This is a genomic window from Prescottella subtropica (assembly GCF_005434945.1).
Taxonomy (GTDB): domain Bacteria; phylum Actinomycetota; class Actinomycetes; order Mycobacteriales; family Mycobacteriaceae; genus Prescottella; species Prescottella subtropica.
Genome location: NZ_SKCH01000010.1, coordinates 104,692 through 125,543, shown reverse-complemented (window position 1 = coordinate 125,543; position 20,852 = coordinate 104,692). Strand labels below are relative to the sequence as shown.

Annotated in this window: 1 protein-coding gene (running past one end of the window); it reads right to left on the bottom strand. The window is 72.0% G+C overall.

Annotated features, from left to right (window positions below; all coding sequences use genetic code 11):
* On the bottom strand, positions 1–20,852 hold the 5' portion of the coding sequence (locus E0497_RS11720) for a non-ribosomal peptide synthase/polyketide synthase (RefSeq protein WP_137724971.1). Its footprint begins 12,898 nt before the window's first position; the window shows 20,852 of its 33,750 coding nt (coding positions 1–20,852); it begins with the start codon at positions 20,850–20,852; its stop codon lies beyond the left edge, outside the window.

The window sequence follows — 20,852 nt, the reverse complement described above, 5'->3', positions numbered from 1 at the left end:
AGGTCGCCGGCGGCGGTGAGGGCCGCGTCGATCTCGCCGAGTTCGACGCGCAGGCCGCGGACCTTCACCTGGAAGTCGGAGCGCCCCACGTAGTCGATGTGATGGCCGTCGGTCCAGCGGACCACGTCGCCGGTGCGGTACATGCGGTCCCCGGGCTCGCCGTACGGGTTGGCGACGAATCGGGACGCCGTCATCGACGGGCGGGCGTGGTAGCCGCGGGTGACGGCCGGTCCGGCGATGTACAGCTCGCCGGGCACGCCGCCGGGGACGGGCCGCAGTCGGGCGTCGAGGATCAGTGATTCGACGCCGCGCAGCGGGCCGCCGATCGTGACCGGCTGCCCGGCTGCGATCGGGTCGGTGACGGTGACGATGACGGTGGCCTCGGTGGGGCCGTACGCATTACGGAATGCGCGGCCGGGCGCCCACCTGGCGACCAGTTCGGGAGTACACACGTCGCCGCCGACGATCACCGAGCGGACGGAGTCCAGCCCGGTGGGGTCGACGGTCATGAGCGCGGTCGGCGTCATGACGATGTGGGTGACTGTTTCGCTCCGCACGAGTTCGGCGAGTTCCTCGCCGCCGAACACGTCGACCGGGGCGATCACGAGCGTGGCGCCGGCGGTGAACGTCGCGAGCATCTCACCGACGGACGTGTCGAAGCTCGGCGACGCGACGTGCAGGAAGTGCGCGTCGGCGGACACGTCGTAGTGGCTGCGCACCTGGTCGGCGAGGTTCGCCAGGCCGCGGTGCGGGACCACGACACCCTTGGGTGTGCCGGTGGAGCCGGACGTGTAGATCAGGTACGCCGGGTCGTCGACGTGCAGCGGACGCACCCGGTCGGTGTCGGTGACCGGGCCGGCCGGCCGTGACGCGATGTCGGCGACGGTGGCGGGATCGTCGAGGACGACCGTCGCAGCATCCGCAGGCAGCACCGAAAGGTGCTGTGCCACCGTGAGGGTGAGCACGGCCGCCGAGTCGGCGAGCATGCCGGCGATGCGGTCGGCGGGCAGTTTGGGGTCGATCGGCAGGTAGGCGCCGCCGGCCTTCGCGACGGCCCACACCGCGAGGATCGACTCGATCGAGCGGGTGATCGCGAGGCCCACATAGCTACCGGGCGCGACACCGCGCTCGATCAGTGTGCGCGCCAGCCGGTTCGAGCGCTCGTCGAGCTCACGGTAGGTACAGCTGTCCCCTGCGAACCGGAGCGCGTCCCCGTCCGGGGAGAGCGCGACACCGGCGGCCAGCAGCTCCGGCAGCGTCGCCTCGGGCAGCGACGGCAGACCCCGGACCGGGGCCAGGGCCGCGGTCTCGGTGTCGTCGAGGATCGCGATGTCGCCGACGACGACGCTCTCGTCGCGGGCGATCGCGGACAGCACACGGGTGAACCGCGCCGCGAACGACGCGACGGTGGACTCGTCGAACAGGTCGGTGGCGTACGTGAACGACGCCGCGAACCCGTCGGCGCCGCCGTCGACGGACTTCTCGCCGATGGACAGCTGCAGGTCGAACTTGGCGGACTCGATGTCCGCCTCGACGACGCTCACGGACGTGCCGGGCAGCGTCAGATCCGGAACGGATGCGTCCTCGCCGTACGCGAACGCCACCTGGAACAGCGGCTGGTGCGCGGTGGAGCGCGGCACGTCGAGGACCTCGACGAGACGCTCGAACGGCACGTCGGCGTGCGCGAGGGCGTCGAACGTGCGTCCCCGCACCTGCGTGAGCAGGTCCACGAACCTCGCGTCCGAATGCACCTCGGTGCGCAGCACCAACGTGTTGACGAACATGCCGACCAGGTCGTCGGTCTCGCGGCGGCCACGGCCCGCGACGGGGATACCGATCGCGAGATCGTCGGTGCCGCTGAGGCGTTCGAGGAGTACCGCGAGAGCCGCGTGCACCACCATGAACAGCGACGCACCGCGGCGGTGCGCGAGATCGGCGAGGGCGCGGCGCACGTCCTCGTCGATCGTGAAGTGCAGGGTGCCGCCGCGCAGCGACTGCACCGACGGCCGCGGCCGGTCGGCGGGCAGATCCAGCACCTCGGGCAGACCGGTGAGGGTCTGCTTCCAGAAGTCGAGCTGGCGGGCGGCCTGCGACTCGGGGTCGCGTTCGTCGCCGAGCACCTCCCGCTGCCAGATCGCGAAGTCGGCGTACTGCACGGGCAGCGGCTCGAAGGCCGGCTGCTCGCCCGCGGACCGGGCCGCGTACGCGAGCACCATGTCCCGGAACAGCGGCGCCATCGACGCGCCGTCCGCCGAGATGTGGTGGACGACGAGGACCAGAGCGTGGTCGTCGGCGGCGATGCGCACGAGTTCGGCGCGGACCGGGATCGATTCGGTAACGTCGAAGCCGGCGGCGACGACGGCCTGCACGCGCGCGAACGCGTCGGCCTCCGAGTCGGCGACGATCGGTTCCAGGGTCGGCGCCACGTCGGCGACGTCCCGGATCGACTGGTACGGGCCGTCTTCCGTCTCCGGGAACACGGTGCGCAGCGCCTCGTGCCGGGTCAGGACGTCCCGCAGGGCCGCGCGCATCGCGTCGGCGTCGAAGGTGCCGCGGACCCGCAGCACGAGCGGCAGATTGTAGGCCGGCGACGACGTGTCGAACCGGTTGACGAACCACATGCGCTGCTGCGCGAGCGACAGCGGAATCCGCTCCGGACGCGGTCCGGCGACCAGCGGTGCGGTGGACCGCGCCGACGCAGACTCGCGTTCGAGGACGAGGGCCAGATCCTCGACGGTGGGGTTGTCGAAGATCGCGCGCACGGTCAGCTCGATACCGGACGCGGCCTCGAGCCGCGCCTGGACCCGGGTGGCGCTGAGCGAGTTTCCGCCCAGGTCGGCGAACGAGTCGGTGGCACCGATCCGGTCGATCCCGAGGACCTCCGCGAACACGTCCGCGACCAGTTCCTCCCGCGCGGTGCGCGGGGCCACGAACTCCGCGGCCTGCGCCGTGAAGTCGGGCGCGGGCAGCCGCTTACGGTCGACCTTGCCGTTCGGGTTGAGCGGCATCGCGTCGAGCGTCACCAGCAGGTCCGGCACCATGTGCGCGGGCAGTGTGCCACGCAGCTCCGCGAGAGCGGCGTCGTGGTCGACGGCCGCCACGTCACCGGCCGGGACGACGTAACCGACGAGCCGCTGCAGACCGTCGGTGTCGTGCACGACGACGATCGACTGGTACACGTCGACGCGGCCGAGCAGTGCCGACTCGATCTCGCCGAGCTCGACGCGCAGGCCACGGATCTTCACCTGGAAGTCGGTGCGGCCCAAGAACTCCAGCGTGCCGTCCGGACGGGTGCGGACCAGGTCGCCGGTGCGGTACATCCGCAGCCCCGGCGCCGAGTACGGGTCGGCCGTGAACCGGGACGCGGTCAGGCTCGGCAGCCCGCCGTAACCGCGACCCACCTGGATGCCGCCGACGTACAGCTCACCGGTCACACCCTTGGGGACGTGCCGCAGTCGCGCATCGAGGACGTACAGCAGCACGCCGTCGATGGGGGTGCCGGTGGGCACCCGCAGGTGCTGCGCGGCGTCGTCGGCGGTGATCTCGTAGCGGGCGACGACGTCGGACGCCTCGGTCGGTCCGTAGCTGTTGACGATCCGCACCCCGCGCTCCAGCAGCGCGGTCAGCGGGGCCACGTTCACGGCCTCGCCGCCCAGGTAGATCATCCGCAGCGACGCCAACGTGTCGGCGGTGTCGAGATCGACGAGCGCCTCGAACGCGCTCGGCGCCATGTTGGTGACGTGCACGTCGTGGTCGGCGATCATCCGCAGGATCGCGTGCGGCTCGAAACCGTCCGGGGCCAGGTACACGGTGCCGCCGGTGGACAGCGGCCCCCACACGTTCTTCTGCGTGAGGTCGAAGCCCGGCGCGGACGTGACGAGAACCCCGGTGCCGGAAGCCAGTTCGGCCTCTTCCCGGTACCACGACAGCATGTTGGTGAAGCCGAGCATCGGCACCAGCGTCGGCTTCGGGCGTCCGGTCGACCCGGACGTCGAGATCACGTACGCCAGCCGCTCCCCCGCACCCGGCGCCGTCCACGGGTTGCCGTGGCCGGCCGCGGGCGCCGCGGCCAGAGCGGCCGTCGTCTCCGGGGTGTCCAGGACCAGCACGTCGACGCCGCTGTCGGCAGCGTCGGCCCAGGCGGTGGTGGACACGACGGTGCACGCACCGCTGTCCTCGATCATCGCCTGGATGCGGTCGAGCGGGTACGTCGGATCGATCGGCGCGTACGCGCCGCCGACCTTCCACGTTGCGAGCAGGCCGACGATCCACTCGATCGAGCGGGGCACGACGAGCGCGACGACCCGGTCCGGGCCGACACCGCGCTCGGTGAGCAGCGCCGCCAGCCGGTTCGCGCGGTCGTCGAGTTCGGCGCGGGTCAGGTGCGCGTCCGCGGTGGCCACCGCGATCGCCGACGAATCGGCCGCCACCTGATCGTGCCAGTCGCCGAGCGGGTCGACGACGAGTGCGCGGGCGTCACCGGCGACGTCGGCCTCGGCGATGACGTTCGCGAGCAGACCCGCGAACCGCTCCGCGAAATCCTCACCGGCAGCGCCGTCGAGCAGACCCGGCAGCAGCGTCGACAACGCGACCGTCACCGCAGCCTCGGGGCCGACACCGACGGCGGCGAGCGTCGTCGCCAGCTCCGTCGACTTGTCGTGCCACTGCCGGTAGGTGACGTCGATACCGTTGTGCGACAGCGCGATCCCGTCCGGGTTGACGGACGCAGCGGCATCCAGCAGCTCGGGCAGCGGCTTGCCGGCCAGATCGGCGGTCACCGCCGGATTGCTCAGCGACGACGCACCGGACGCCGACGCGGCCTCGGCGCGCTCGTCGTCCGAACGCAGGTCGATGTCCCACACGAGCGTCGACGGGTCGGCGGTCACCTCGGCCAGGATGCGCAGGAACCGGTCCGCGTACGCGGTGATCGTGGCCTCGTCGAACAGGTCGGCCGCGTAGTCGAACAGGACGCGGGTACCGGTCTCGGCGTCCGACCCCTGCTGGTCGATACCGAGCGTGAGATCGAACTTCGGTGCCGTGTCCGGAGATTCGAGCGCGGAGACCGTCAGTCCCGGCAGTTCGAGGCGCGCGGCCTCGTTGTTCTGGAACGTCAGCATCACCTGCACGAGCGGCGAATGGGTCGCCGGGCGACGCGGCACCAGCCGGTCCACGAGCGTCGCGAACGGCAGATCCTGGTGCGCGAACGCCGCCAGGTCACCGTCACGGGCCGCCTCGAGCAGGTCCACGAACGACGCGTCCTGCGGCACCGACGTGCGCAGCACCAGCGTGTTGACGAACATGCCGACCAGGTCGTCGAGGGCCGCATCACCGCGACCGCCGACGGGGGTACCGACGGCGATGTCCTCGGCACCGCTCATGCGGGCGAGCAGCGTCGCGAACACCGCGTGGGCGACCATGAACGCCGATGCCCCGTGCGCGCGGCCGAGCGCGTCGACCGCGACCCACAGCTGCGGGTCGACGATCGCGTCGACCCGGCCCGGCTGCGCGGTGCGGCCCGCGACACGCGGGTGGTCGAGCGGCAGATCCAGCACGTCCGGCAGGCCTGTGAGCTGCTCGGCCCAGTACCCGAACTGCTTCCCGATCGCCGAATGAGTGTCGTCGACGGAGCCGAGGACGTCCCGCTGCCACAACGCGACGTCGGCCATCTGCACCGGCAGCGGCGCCCACGCCGGGGACTGCCCCTGGGTGCGGCCGTAGTACGCGGTGAACAGATCCCGTGCGAGCGGCGCGACCGAACCACCGTCGGCGACGATGTGGTGCAGCACCACCAGCAGCACATGCTGTGCCGGTGCGGCGTCGCCGACCCGGTACAGGGACGCCCGGACCGGCAACTGCTTGGTCACGTCGAATCCGGTGGTGCCGTCCGCGAACAGTGCTGCGGTCAGAGCGGATTCGTCGGCGACCGTCGTCACCGCCAGCTCCAGGTCGACGTCGGCCACGTCCCGCACCACCTGGTACGGGCCCTCCGGCGACGACGGGAACACCGTCCGCAGCGCCTCGTGCCGGACCACGACGTCGGCGAGCGCGCCACGGAGAGCCTCGACGTCGAGGTCGCCGTCCAGACGCAGCGCCAGCGGAATGTTGTAGGCCGCCGAGCCGGGATCGACGCGGTTGGAGTACCACATCGGTTCCTGCGCGAGCGTCAGCGGAATCCGTTCCGGCCGCGCCTGCGGGCGCAGCGGCGGACGGGAACCGGTGCCGGTGCCGTGGGCGTCGATCCGCTCGGCCAGGGCGAGCACGGTCGAGGCGCGGAAGATCTCACCGACCGCGAGGTCGATGCCGAGGGCCGCGCCGACCCGGGCCGCGACCCGGGTGGCGATGAGCGAGTTGCCGCCGAGCGCGAAGAAGTCGTCGTCGCGTCCGACCCGGTCGATGCCGAGGACGTCGGCGAACACGTCGGCGACGACCCGCTCGGTGGCGGTGGCCGCGTCCCGGTGCTCGGCGGTGAGCGCCGACAGGTCCGGCGCCGGCAGCGCCGCCCGATCCAGCTTGCCGGTCGGGGTGAGCGGCACGTCGTCGATCACGACGAGCGCGGTGGGCACCATGTAGCCGGGCAGCGACTCCCGGCAGTGCGCGAGCAGCGCGGTGGTGTCGATCGTGGCCCCGGCGACCGCCTTGACGTGCGCGATCAGCACCGGGTCGCCGCCACCGGTCCTCGCGACGGACGCCGCCGCGAAGTCCACCGACGGATGCGTGCCGAGGACCTGGTCGATCTCGCCGAGTTCGATGCGGAAGCCGCGGATCTTCACCTGGAAGTCGGAGCGGCCCACGTATTCGAGATCCAGTGCGCCCGAATCGGTTCGGGTCCAGCGGACCACGTCACCGGTGCGGTAGAGCCGGGATCCCGGCTCCCCGAACGGGTTCGCGACGAACCGGGCCGCGGTCAGCCCGAAACGCTCGTGGTAGCCGCGGGCCACGCCCGGACCCGCCACGTACAGCTCACCGGGGGTGCCGACCGGCACCGGGTTCAGGTGGGCGTCGAGGATCACGAGGGAGAGCCCCCGCACCGGTCCACCCAGCGTCGGGGCGACCCCGGCCGGGACGGCGTCGGAAATGCTTGCCGCCACCGTGGTTTCGGTGGGTCCGTACGCGTTGAACATCGACCGGCCCGGCGCCCACTTCGCGGACAGGTCCGCGAACCACGCCTCGCCGCCGACGATCACATGCGTGACCGACGACAGACCCGTCGGGTCGACCGACGCCAGTGCCGCCGGCGTCATGAAGACGTGCGACAGCCGCTCCACCTGCAGGAAGTCCGCCATCTCCTCGCCGCCGTACACGTCGGCCGGCGCGATCACCATGGTGGCGCCGGCGGCGACCGCGAGCAGCAGTTCGAGCACGGAGGCGTCGAAGCTCGGGGACGCGAAGTGCAGCGTCCGCGACTGCGCGGTGACGCCGTAGCGTTCCCGCTGCTCGTGCGCGAAGTTCGCGAGACCGCCGTGGGTGACCACGACGCCCTTGGGCTTGCCGGTGGTGCCGGACGTGTAGATCACGTAGGCGGCGTCGGCGACCTGTACGGGGGCGAGCCGGTCGGTGTCGGTGACCGGGGCGTCGGGGAAGCCGTCGAGTGCGAGCGTGTCCAGGTCGATCCAGGACACGTCGGCGGGCAGTGCGGCGCGGGCCGTCGACACGGTCAGGCCCAGCAGCGCACCGGAGTCGGAGACGACGTGCGCGATGCGGTCGGCCGGATAGTCGGGGTCGACCGGCACGTACGCGCCGCCGGCCTTGGCGACCGCCCAGACACCGAGCACCGATTCGATGGACCGCGTGATGCCCAGCGCCACGAACGTTTCCGGGCGCACCCCCTGCGAGATCAGCAGGTGGGCGAGCCGGTTGGAGCGGTTGTCGAGGTCCCGGTAGGTCAGCGACCGGTCGCCGTCGACGATCGCGACACCGTCCGGGTTCGCCGCGACCGCAGCCGCCAGCAGCTCGTGCAGCGGCCGCGCGGTGTCACCCCGCGGGCCGTCCACCGGCACCAGGGCGGCGCGTTCGGCGTCGGACAGCACCTCCACGGCACCGACGGTGGTCTCGGCGTCCGCGGCGACGGCACGCAGCACCCGCACGTACCGCTCGGCGAGGGCCGTGACGGTGCCGGCGTCGAAGATGTCGGTGGCGAACCCGAGATGACCGGCGATACCGGCGGGCACACCCTCGGCGCCGTGCGACTCGGCCAGATCGATCGTGAGATCGAACTTCGCGAAGCCCACGTCGACGGCGTCGGCGGTGACGTCCAGGCCCGCGAACTCGAGCGCCGGAACCGCATCCGCCTGATGCGAGAGCACCACCTGGAACAGCGGCGTGTGCGACGTGGTGCGCGGCGGCGCCAGCTCGTCGACGAGCTGCTCGAACGGCACGTCGAGGTTGCCGAACGCGGCCAGGTCGGTGTCCTTCACCCGGGCCAGCAGCGCCGTGAACGGCTCGTCGGTGCGCAGCCGGGTGCGCAGCACCAGGGTGTTGACGAACATGCCGACGAGGTCGTCGACGGCGGCGTCACCGCGACCCGACACGGCGGTGCCGATCGCGAGATCGTCGGTGGCCGCGACCCGGCCGAGGGTGACGGCCAATGCCGCGTGCAGCACCATGAACATCGAGACACCCTGCGCGCGAGCAAGTTCCGCGAGGCGGGCGTGCAGGTCGGCGGGCACCGCGAACTGCACGGCGTCGCCGCGCATGTCCCGGGTCAGCGGGCGCGGGCGGTCGGTGGGCAGCTCGAGCACCTCGGGCAGGCCGGCGAGCTCGTCGGCCCAGTAGCGGACCTGCCGGGCGGCGAGGGACTCCGAGTCCGTCACCGCACCGAGCAGCTCCCGCTGCCAGATCGCGAAATCGGCGTACTGCACCGGCAGCACCGGCCACGCCGGGGTGACGTCCACGGCGCCCGGGTTCTCGGTGCGGGCGGCGTACGCGAGCATGAGATCACGGGCCAGCGGGAGCGCCGAACCACCGTCGGACGCGATGTGATGCGTGACGACGACGAGCACGTGCTCGTCGGCCGCGACACGGAACAGCTTCGCACGCACCGGGATCGACGTCGACAGATCGAAGCCGGCGGCGGCGACCGCGGTGACCGCGGCCGTCAGCTCGGACTCGGTGGTCTCGACCGGCGCCAGACCCAAGTCGATACCGTCGACCGGCAGGATCACCTGGTGCGGGCCGTCCACGGCCCCGTCCGGGAACACGGTGCGCAGCACCTCGTGCCGGGCCACGACGTCGCGGACCGCACCGGCGAGCGCGGCGGCGTCGAGAGCGCCCCTCATCCGCAGCACGATCGGAATGTTGTAGGCCGGGGACGACGCGTCGATCCGGTTGAGCAGCCACATCCGCTGCTGCGCGAGCGACAGCGGAATCGTGTCGGGACGCTCGGCGGCGACCAGTTCCGGTCGCGGCGTCGACGCGCCGAGGGACTGCACGTGCTCGGCGAGTGCGGCGACCGTCGGGGCGTCGAACAACTCCCGCATGCCGACGGTGGCGCCGGTCGCGGCCGCGACCCGGGCCGCGATGCGGGCGGCGGCGAGCGAGTTGCCGCCCAGATCGAACAGTGACGTGGTCACGCCCACCCGGTCGATGCCGAGCGCGTCGGCGAACACCGCGGCCAGGGTCTCCTCGAGCGGGGTGCGCGGTGCCACGAACTCGATGTCGCGGGCCACGAACTCCGGTTCCGGCAGCTGCTTGCGGTCGATCTTGCCGCTCGCGTTGAGCGGCATCTCACCCAGCACGACCAGCGCCTCGGGCACCATGTGCGACGGCAGCGTCCGGCGCAGCCGCGCGAGGACGGCGTCGGCGTCGAGCGCGACACCCGCGGCAGCCGTGACATAGCCGGCCAGACGCGCCTGATCTCCCTCACCGAACACGACGACGATGGCCTGCAGCACCTGCTCATCGTCGGTGAGCGCGGTCTCGATCTCACCGAGCTCGATCCGCAGACCGTGTAGCTTCACCTGGAAGTCGGTGCGGCCCACGAAGATCGGCTGACCGTCGGCACGTTCCCGCACCAGGTCGCCGGTGCGGTACATGCGGACGCCGGGGGCGGCGAACGGGTCGGCGACGAACCGGGCGGCCGTCGTGGCGGTCATACCGCCGTAGCCGCGGCCCACCACCTGGCCGCCGATGTACAGCTCACCGGTCACACCGCGCGGCACCCGCCGCATCCGGTCGTCGAGCACGTAGTAGGTGACACCCTCGAACGCGGTGCCGAACGGGATCGGGCCGTCCTCGGCGTCGGTCGCCGACAGGTCCACCTCGTAGCAGGACGTGGTGTCCGACGTCTCCGTCGGACCGTACGTGTTGATCATGCGGGTCGACGACCCGATCAGCGGTGCGGTGGCCGCGGGGCGGATCAGCTCGCCGCCGAGCACCACCGCCGACAGCTTCGTCAGGACCGATCCCATGCCGGTGTCCTTCTGGACATCGGCGAGGACCTCGAACGCACTCGGCGCCATGTTCGCGACCGCGACGTCGCCGGTGTCGACGATCTTCAGGATCGCCAGCGGATCGAAGCCGTCCGGCGCGAGATACAGCACACCCCCGAACCCGATCGAGACCCAGATGTTCTTCTGCGTCTGGTCGAACAGCGGCGAGTTGGCGCCCAGCACCCCGGTGCCCGCCTCGAACGCCAGTTCCCGGCGGTACCACTGGAACGTGTTGGACACGCCCAGCATCGGCACCATCGTCGGCTTCGGCCGGCCCGTCGACCCGGACGTGGTGATGACGTACGCGATCCGCGCGCCCGCGTGCGGGCCGGACCACGGGTCGGTGACCGGCAGCCCCTGCGGGTAGCCGGCGAGGGTCGCGGCGGTGGCCGGGTCGTCGAGCACGATCGGATCGAAGCTCGCCGATCCCAGATCCGCCCACGCCGACGTCGTCACGACCGCCTTCGCGCGGACGTCGGTGACCAGACCGGTGATCCGGTCGAGGGCCCACGACTGGTCGAACGGGCAGTAGGCGGCACCGATCTTCCACGCCGCGAGCATGCCGACCACCCAGTCCAGCGAGCGCGGCACCAGCAGCGCCACCACATCGTCCGGTCCGACACCGCGGCCGAGCAGCGCGTGCGCGAGCTGGTCGGTGCGCAGATCGAGTTCACGGCGGGTGGTGGTGACACCGTCGACCACGACGACGGCCGCGTCCGGGTCGGCCTCGACCTGACCGCGCCACAGCGCGACGGCGTCGGCGAGCGGCCACCCCTCCGGGCCCGGGGCATCGGCGTCCGCAGCGGGGGCGGCCGCGACCGCGGTGGCCTCCACCTCCGACAGGTCGATGTCGCCGACCAGGGCGGCGGCGTCCGCGAGCAACTGGTCGAGGACGACGGTGAAGCCGTCCCGGCCGTCCGCGGCCGGCGGCGCCATCATGACCGTCGGCACCAGGCCGGTGAGGACCACCGACACGATCGCGTCCGGGCTCATGCCGCGTTCGGCCATCGGCCCCGACAGCATCCGCAGCCGGTCGTCGAACTCGCGGTACGTGACCTGCATGCCGTCGTGTGCGACCGCGACCGCGTCCGGTGCGACCCCGACAGCCGCCGCGAGCAGTTGCGGGAGCTCCTGGACGGTCAGCGGACGACGATTCTGCGGCTGGCTCAACTGGTTTCTCTCGTGCTCGGTGAAGATGTCGATGTCACCGACGACCGTGGACGGGTCGGCGGTGACGGTATCGAGGACGCGGACGTAACGCTCGGCGAGCGCGGACGCGGTCGCGGCGTCGAACAGATCGGTCGCGTACGTGACACGACCCGAGTAGGCGACCGGACGGCCGGCGGCGTCGACGCGTTCGGTGAGGGTGACGGTGAGGTCGTACTTGGCGCCCTCCGCGAGGTCCTCGAGGACCTCGACGGTCAGGCCCGGCAGTTCGAGCGCGCCGACCCGGTTGTTCTGGAACGAGAGCATCACCTGGAACACCGGCGTGTACGCCGACGTGCGGCGCACGTTCAGCGCGCCGACGATGTCCTCGAACGGGACGTCGGCGTTCTCGAATGCCGCCAGATCCTGCTCGCGGGTGTGGCCGAGCAGGTCGGCGAACGACTCGCCCGACCCGATACGGGTGCGCAGGGCCAGCGAGTTGACGAACATGCCGACCATCGGATGCAGGGCCCGGTCGGTGCGCGACGCGTTCGGGGTGCCGATCACGACGTCCCCGGTGTTCGCGAGCCGGGACAGCAGCGCCGCCAGCGCGGCGTGCGCGACCATGAACGTCGACGCCTCGTGCCGGGCGGCGACCGCGTGCAGGCCGGCGGTCAGCTCGGCGCCGACCTCGAAGTCGACGAACGCGCCGGCCGCCGACGCCCGCGCCGGGCGGGGACGGTCGGTGGGCAGCTCGAGCACCTCGGGGGCGCCGGCAAGGGCGTCCGTCCAGTACGCGATCTGCGCGGCCGCCCGCGAGTCCGGGTCGGCGGCGTCGCCGAGGACCTCGCGCTGCCAGAGCGCGAAGTCGGCGTACTGCACCGGCAGCGGCGACCAGGCGGGCGCCTGCCCGCGGGTGCGGGACCGGTAGGCGGTCATCACGTCCACCGCGAGCGGGGCCAGCGAGGCGCCGTCGGCGCTGATGTGGTGCACCACGAGCACCAGCAGGAACTCGGTGGGTGCGGTGCGCAGCAGCCGGATCCGGACCGGCGCGACGGCCGTCAGATCGAAGCCGCGGGACGCGAAATCGACGACGGACGAACGCAGTTCGGTCTCGGTGACGTCCACGGGCGCGAGGTCGACGGGGACCTCGTCGACCGGCAGCACCCGCTGGAACGGGCCGTCGACCGACTCCGGGAACACGGTGCGCAGCGACTCGTGCCGGCCCAGGACGTCCCGGACCGCGGCCGCCATCGCGGCCACGTCGAGGTCGCCGGACAGCCGGACCGCGAGCGGAATGTTGTAGGCCGCAGAATCCACGTCGAGGCGGTTGAGCAGCCACATGCTGCGCTGCGCCATCGACACCGGGATCCGCTCCGGACGCGGCCGCGGCGCCAGTGCGGGGCGGTCGCCGCCGGTGCCGGCGGACGCGTCCAGCCGGGCCGCGAGCGCCTCGACGGTCTTGGCCTCGAACACGTCCCGCACCCCGAGCTCGGTGCCGGTCTCGGCGCGCAGCGCGGCGACCACCTTGGTGGCCAGCAGCGAGTTGCCGCCCAGCTCGAAGAACGAGTCGACGACGCTCACCTCGGCGAGACCGAGGACCTCGGCGAACACGGCCGCCACGGCCGTCTCGCCCGGGGTGCGGGCCGCGACCGTCTCGCCGCGTACGGCGGTGAAGTCGGGCTCCGGCAGTGCGCGCCGGTCCAGCTTCCCGGCCGGGGTCAGCGGGATCTCGTCCAGCACCACGATCACGCTCGGCACCATGTGCGACGGCACCGAACGGCCCACGAACGTTGTCAGTGCGGCCGGGTCGAGGACGACACCGTCGGTGTCACCCGAGGCATGTACGTACGACACCAGCGCGGTCTCCCCCGCCGGCGTCGACGCACCCAGCGTGGCCGCGAACGCGACATCCGGGTGCGCGTTGAGGACGGCGTCGATCTCGCCGAGTTCGATGCGGAAACCGCGCACCTTCACCTGGAAATCGGAGCGGCCCACGTACTCGACGTCGAGCCCCGACGGGTGACGGGCGTCGGGCACGAACCGCACCACGTCGCCGGTGCGGTACATGCGGGCACCCGGCGCCGCGAACGGGTCGGCGACCATGCGCTCGGCGGTCAGACCGGCGCGGGCGTGGTAGCCGCGGGCCAACTGCGGGCCCGACAGGTACAGCTCACCCGCGACACCGACCGGGACCGGCCGCAGACCGGTGTCGAGGACGTACACGGTCAGGCCGCGGACCGGGCCGCCGATACGGACGGGCGCACCCGGGACCATCGGGGCGCTGACGTTGCTCATGACGGTCGACTCGGTGGGGCCGTACGCGTTGAACAGGCGCCGGCCGACCCCCCAGGAGTCCACCAGTTCCGGCGGGCACGCCTCGCCGCCGACCACGACGGTGGTCAGCGCCGGAAGACCGGCCGGGTCCACCGAGGCGAGCGCGGCCGGGGTGACGAACGCGTGCGTGACGGCGTGCTCGGCCAGGAAGTCGTGCAGTTCGGTGCCGCCGTACACGTCGGCCGGGGCGACGACCATCGTGGCACCGCACCCGAACGCGAGCAGCAGTTCGAGCACCGACGCGTCGAAGCTCGGGGACGCGAAGTGCAGGGTCCGCGCCGCCGGCGTGATGCCGTAGCGCTCCCGCTGCTCCGCCGCGAAGTACGCCAGACCCGCATGGGTGACGGCGACGCCCTTCGGCTGTCCGGTGGTCCCGGACGTGTAGATCATGTAGGCGGTGTTCGCGACCCGCAGCGGGGTCCGCCGGTCCGCGTCGGTGACCGCCGCGGGCGACGCCGCCGCGCACGCCTGCGCGCACTCGTCCGAGTCCAGCGCGAGCCAGTCGACGGCGGCCGGCAGGTCCAGACCCTCGGCACCGACCGAAAGGCCCAGCACCGCACCGGAATCGGCGATCGTGAACGCCACCCGATCGGTCGGGTAGCGTGGGTCGACCGGCACGAAGAAGCCGCCGGCCTTCGCGACCGCCCACGTCGCCGACACCGACTGCCGCGACCGGGTCATCCCCAGCGCCACAGCAGTTTCCGGTCCGACACCACGATCGATCAGGACCCGGGCGAGCCGGTTGGAGTGCTCGTCGAGTTCCCGGTACGTCCACTCGGTGCCGTCGGCGACCAGCGCCGCACCGTCCGGGTTCGCCGCGACCGCCGCCGCGAGGATCTCCGGCAGCAGCAGGGGCTCGGACACGTCGGCTCCGCGAACGGCGCACAGCCGGGCCCGCTCGGCCGGATCGAGCACGTCGATGTCGCCGACCCGGACGGTGCCGTCGGTGGCGACCACGTCGAGTACCCGCACCAGCCGGTCCATGATCGTGGCGGCCTCGTCGGCGGTGAACAGCGACGACCGGTACTTGGCACTCAGGTGCAGCTGCCCGTCGGTGAGTGCGACGACCGCGAACGGGTAGTGGGTGGCGTCGTTGGACGTCACACCCTCCACCTGCAGGCCGCCGATACCACCGGCGCGGGTGAGCGCCTCCCGGTCGAGCGGGTAGGACTCGTACACCATCAGGGTGTCGAACAGCGTGCCCAGACCGGTGGTGCCCTGGATCTGCGGCAGCCCCACGTGATGGTGGTCGAACAGGCCGGTCTGTCGGCCCTGCAGCCGTTCGAGCAGCGCGTCGACGGTCTCGTCGTCACGCAGCGGCACCCGTACCGGCAGCGTGTTGATGAACAGGCCGAGAATGTTCTCGACGCCGTCCACCTCGGGCGGCCGGCCCGACACCGTGGTGCCGAACACGACGTCGTCGCGGCCGGTCAGCCGGCCGAGCACGACGGCCCACGCCGCCTGCACGAGCGTGTTCATGGTGACCCCGAGCATGCGGGAGCGCTTGGTGAGCGCCTCGAGCAGCGCGTCGGGCAGCGTCACGGTCGACTCGGCCGGTTCACTGTCGGCCGGGGCGTCGGCGGTGTCGAGCGCGTCCGCGGCGTGCGGCGCGAGCAACGTCGACTCCTCGAGACCGGCGAGTTCCTGCGTCCATGCCGCGAGCGATGCCCGCGTGTCCCGGGCGCCCAGCCACTCCAGGTAGCTGCGGTACGAGCGGGTCGGCGGCAGCATCGCCCCGTCCCCGTCGAGCGCGTACAGCCCGAGCAGGTCCTGCACCAGGATCGGCAGCGACCAGCCGTCGAACAGGATGTGATGGTTGGTGACGACGAAACGGAAACGGTTGTCCGGCAAGCGGATCAGCAGGAACCGCACGAGCGGCGGCGCCGTCATGTCGAAGCGTTCGGTGCGGGCCGCGGCGATCAGCTCGTCGACCCGGGCCGTGCGGGCCGGCTCGTCGAGCGTGCTCAGATCCGCCTCGGTCCACGGCACGTCCACGTCGCCGACGACGATCTGCATGCCGGTGCCGGCGTCGTCGAGTTCGAACGCGGTGCGCACCGTCTCGTGCCGGGCCACGAACGCCTCCGCGGCCCGCCGCAGCCGCGGCGCGTCCATCGCGCCGGACAGGTCGAACACCAGCTGTGTGGTGTACACGTCGGTGCCGGCATCGGAGATGGCGGCGTGGAACAGCAGGCCCTCCTGCAGCGGGGCCAGCGACCACACGTCCTGCAGCGACGGGTACCGCGCCTCGAGCTCCTCGATGCGGCGCTGCGTCACCCGCACCAGATCCAGCTCGGACGGGGTGCGCCCGCCCGCATCCGGGCGCGCGCAGTGCGACGTGACCGCGGTCAGCGCCCGCACCCACAGGTCCGTGAACTCGCGGACGTCGGCGGCGTCGAGGACCCCGGTCGGGAAGTCGACGGTCGCCGTCAGCTGCGACCCGGCGGCCGTCTTCGTCACCATCGCGTTGATGTCGAGAGCCAGACCGACCCGCATGTCGTCGCCGCGGGTGCCGGTCATCGCCATCGTGTCGACGTCCGGCAGCCACGCCAGCGGGCGCACCTCGTCGGGGACGTCCCCGACGTCGACACGGCCGAGGTAGTTGAAGCCGATCTGCGGGCGGCGCGCGGCCGCCAGTTCGTCGCGGGTCTGCGGATCCACGTAACGCAGCAACCCGTAACCGATGCCGCGCTGCGGCACCGTGAGCAACTGCTCCTTGACGGCCTTGAGGGCGCTGCCGGTGGCGGCGCCGCCGGCGAGGACATCCGTCGCGGACGCACCCGCCAGATCGAGCCGCACCGGGAACATGCTGGTGAACCAGCCGACGGTGTGGTCGAGTGTGGCGCCGGTGAGGGCGTCCTCCTCACGGCCGTGGCCCTCGAGCAGGACCAGCGCCGAGTTCTGCGTCTCGCCGCGGGCCGCGAGCCACGCCGACGTGGCCGCGGTCAGGGCGGTGAGCAGCCCGTCCGGCACACCGACCCGGTAGGCGGCCGGAACCGTGGTGAGCAGCGCCTCGGTGACGTCGACGGGCACCGTCACCTCGACACGACCGAGGTGTTCGACGGTGTCGCGCTCGTCGAGGGCGCGGGTGCCGAGCAGCGCGTCGTCGCCGCCGAGGACCGAACGCCAGTACGGCAGCTCGGCGCGGCGGGCGCCGGCGGTGGCGTTGGCGGTCAGGCCGTGCGCCCACCGCCGGAACGACGTGCCCTCCGTCGACGCGGCGGGCTCGTGACCGGACCGGATCTGCGCCCACGCGGCGGTGAAGTCGGGCACCAGGATGCGCCACGAGACACCGTCGACCGCGAGGTGGTGGACCACGACGAGCAGCCGGGCGAACGCCCGCTCCACCGGGATCGCGTCCGACGACGTGACCCACACACAGCGCACCAGTTCCCCGGCCGCCGGATCCAGGGCGTCGCTCGCCCGGTGCAGGGCGTCGTCGAGCAGCGCCGCGAACTCGGCACTGCCGACGGCCACGTCGGTGACGACGTGTTCGACGACGGACGCCACGTCGACGCTGCCGACCGGCCGCGCCTCCACGGTCCAGTCGTCGCCGTCCCGGACGAGACGGGCCCGCAGCTGGTGGTGGCCGTCCAGGACCGAGCCGACGGTGTGCAGCAGCCCGGTGTGGTCGACGTCGGTGGGGATCTCGAGCAGCACCGCCTGCGCGAACCGGTGCACGTCGTCGCCCTGCTCGGCCATCCAGTACACGGCCGGGGTGGCCGGCATCGTGCCGACACCGCCGCCCGGCAGTTCCTCGAGGGACTCGACGGGAGCGGCTGCGGCAGCGCGGTACTCGGCGACCTCCGCGAGCGCGGCGACGGTCTTGCGTTCGAAGACGTCCCGCGCCTTGATCGCGATCCCCGCCTCCTTGGCACGGGACGCGACCTGGATCGCGACGATGCTGTCGCCGCCGAGCGCCAGGAACGGGTCGCCGACACTGATCCGCTCGATGCCGAGGATGCCCCCGATCAGGTCGGCCAGCGCCCGCTCCATCGGGGTGCGGGGCGCGATGTACTCGCTGGTGACGGTCGCGAACACCGGTTCCGGCAGGGCCGTGCGGTCCAGCTTGCCGCTGCTACCGACCGGCATCTCCGCGAGCACCGTGACCGCGTCCGGCACCATGTACTCGGGCACCAGCGCCGCGACATGCGTGCGCAGCACCTCGATGTCGAGGTCGGTACCGGTGCGGGGCACGACGTACGCGGCCAACCGCTGCCCGAGATCACCGTCGTGCACGACGACCGCGGACTGCGCGACCGACGGATGCGTGTCGAGCGCGGCCTCGATCTCGCCCAGCTCGATCCGCAGGCCACGGACCTTCACCTGGAAGTCGGTGCGGCCCAGGTATTCGACGGTGCCGTCCGGGGTCCACCGCACCAGGTCTCCGGTGCGGTACAGCCGGCTGCCGGCCGGGCCGAACGGGTCGGCGACGAACCGGTCGGCGGTCAGGTCGGGGCGCAGCTCGTAGCCGCGGGCCGCCTGCACACCCGCCAGATACAGCTCACCCGGCACCCCCACCGGAACGGGACGCAGCCGCGCGTCGAGCACGTACGCGCGGCTGTTGCGGACCGGTCGGCCGATCGGGATGACCGACGGATCGTCGTCCTCGACCGCGAACTCGGTGGCGTGGACGGTGAACTCCGTCGGCCCGTACAGATTGTGGATCTCGGCACCCGACACGGCCCGGAACTCGGCGGCCAGCGACGTCGGGAACGCCTCACCGGCCACCAGCACGGCGCGCAGGCTCGCGATGCGGCCGCGGGCGGCACCGGCGACGAACACCGCCAGCATCGACGGCACGAACGACGTGAGCGTCACCGCGTGCCGTTCGATGACGTCGGCCAGGTAGTCGGGGTCGCGGTGCCCGTCCGGGGTGGCGACGATCAGGCGGGCACCGGAGATCGGCGCCGAGAACAGCTCCCACACCGACACGTCGAACGTCGTCGGTGTCTTCTGCAGCACGACGTCGTCGGGGCCGAGACCGTAATGGTCGGCGAGCCAACACACCTGGTTGAGCACGGCCGCGTGCGGCACCGCGACACCCTTGGGCTTGCCCGTCGAACCGGACGTGTACAGCACGTACGCGAGGTTGCCGGGGCGCAGCGGGGCGATCCGGTCGGTGTCGGTGAGCGGTGAACCGTCCCCGACGGTGAGGTCGAGTGCGTCGACCGCGACGGTGCGGACACCGTCGGGCAGCGCGATCGGGTCGCCGGTGCGGGTGAGCACGCACAGCGGTGCCGCGTTGTCGAGCACGTACGCGGTGCGCTCGGCCGGATGGTGCGGATCGAGCGGCACGTACGCGCCGCCCGCGGCGAGCACCGCGTACATCGCGACCATCGCGTCCGTCGACCGGGAGATGCCGAGCGCGACCTTCGTCTCCGGTCCGACACCGAGCCCGACGAGATGCCGGGCCAACCTATTGACGCGGGCACCGAACTCGGCGAACGTCGACACACCGTGCTCGTCGACGAACCCGATCACGTCCGGGGTGGCGGCGACGCGGGCAGCGAAACGGTCCACGACCGTACCCTCGACGGCAGCCGCGACCGGGCCGTTCCAGCCGTCGACGACCTGCGCGCGCTCCCCGTCCCCGAGCACGGGGACGGTGCCGATCGCGACGTCGTCGGCCGCGACGTCGAGGAACCGGGTGAAGAACTCGAAGAAGCGGCCGTGGTGGCGGGCCAGCTCCTCGGACGTGTACAGGTTCGGGTTGGCCTCGAAGTCGATGTGGGTGCGGTTGTCCGCGGACGCCGGGTAGATGTTGAGCGACAGGTCGTCGATCGGGCCGGTGGTGAGCACGTGCGACGTGCCGGTCACGTCCCCGAGCCGGACCTGGCTGTGGAACATCATGATGTTCACCGACGGGCCGAAGAAGCCCCGCTGGTCGTTGGCGGAGCCCGCGTCGCGGCGGATGTCCTCGTAGCGGTACCGCTGACGGCGCAGGGCGCCCGCGATCTCCACCTGTGCGGCCGCGACGACCTCGCTGACCGTCATGTCCGGGGACAGCGTCAGGCGCAGCGGCACCACATTGGACACCATGCCACCCGAATTGCGCAGCTTCGCGGTGGTGCGCGCCGACACCGGCAGGCTCAGCACCACATCGGTGACGCCGGTGAGCTTGGCCAGGTACGCAGCGAACGCGCCGACCGCGTACGGGGCCACCGACGAATTGGTCACCTCGAGCCGCTCGGTGAGCAGGGCCTCGGTCTCGGCGGGCAGCGGATCCGACGCCACCCGGGCGAACCGGCCGACGGGGGCACTACGCCCGGCCAGGCTCGGCGAATCGGGCAGATTCCGGGTCCGCTCCACCCACGCGTCCCGGTCCCGACCGAACCGGGTCGACGCCCGGTACGCCTGATCGTCCTCGACGATCGTCTCGAGTTCGACGGCCGCCGACGCGGGCGGTTCGACACCGTTCACCAGGGCCGTGTAGATGTCGGCGATGCGCTGCTCGAGGGCCATCGCGCCGAATCCGTCGAGCACGATGTGATGGATACGCGCGTACCAGAGGTAGTGCCGGTCGGCGACCTGCAGCAGGTACACGGCGACGAGACGGTCGTGGAGAAGATCGACGGGTGTGCTGTAGTTCTCCCGCATCCACTGCTGCGCCGACGCCATCGGATCGGCGTCGCCCCGGAAATCGAGAAACTGCACCGAATCGTCGATCGACCGGTCCACCACCTGATAGGGGCGGCCGTCCACCTCGATCAGGCGCAGGAACCCCGAACCGAACTCGCGTCCGGCCCGGACACTCGCCTCGGTGAGCAGATCGATGTCGACGTCACCCTCGAGCGAGATGTACTCGGCGATGTTCAGTGGCACGTCCCCGGCGGTGTGCTGGGCGAACCAGATGCCCCGCTGCGCCGCAGACAGGGGGAACGCCCCCTGCGGAAGGTCCCCGACCGCGGCGCTGTCGTCTCGTGCAGCGCTCGCCGAATCCAC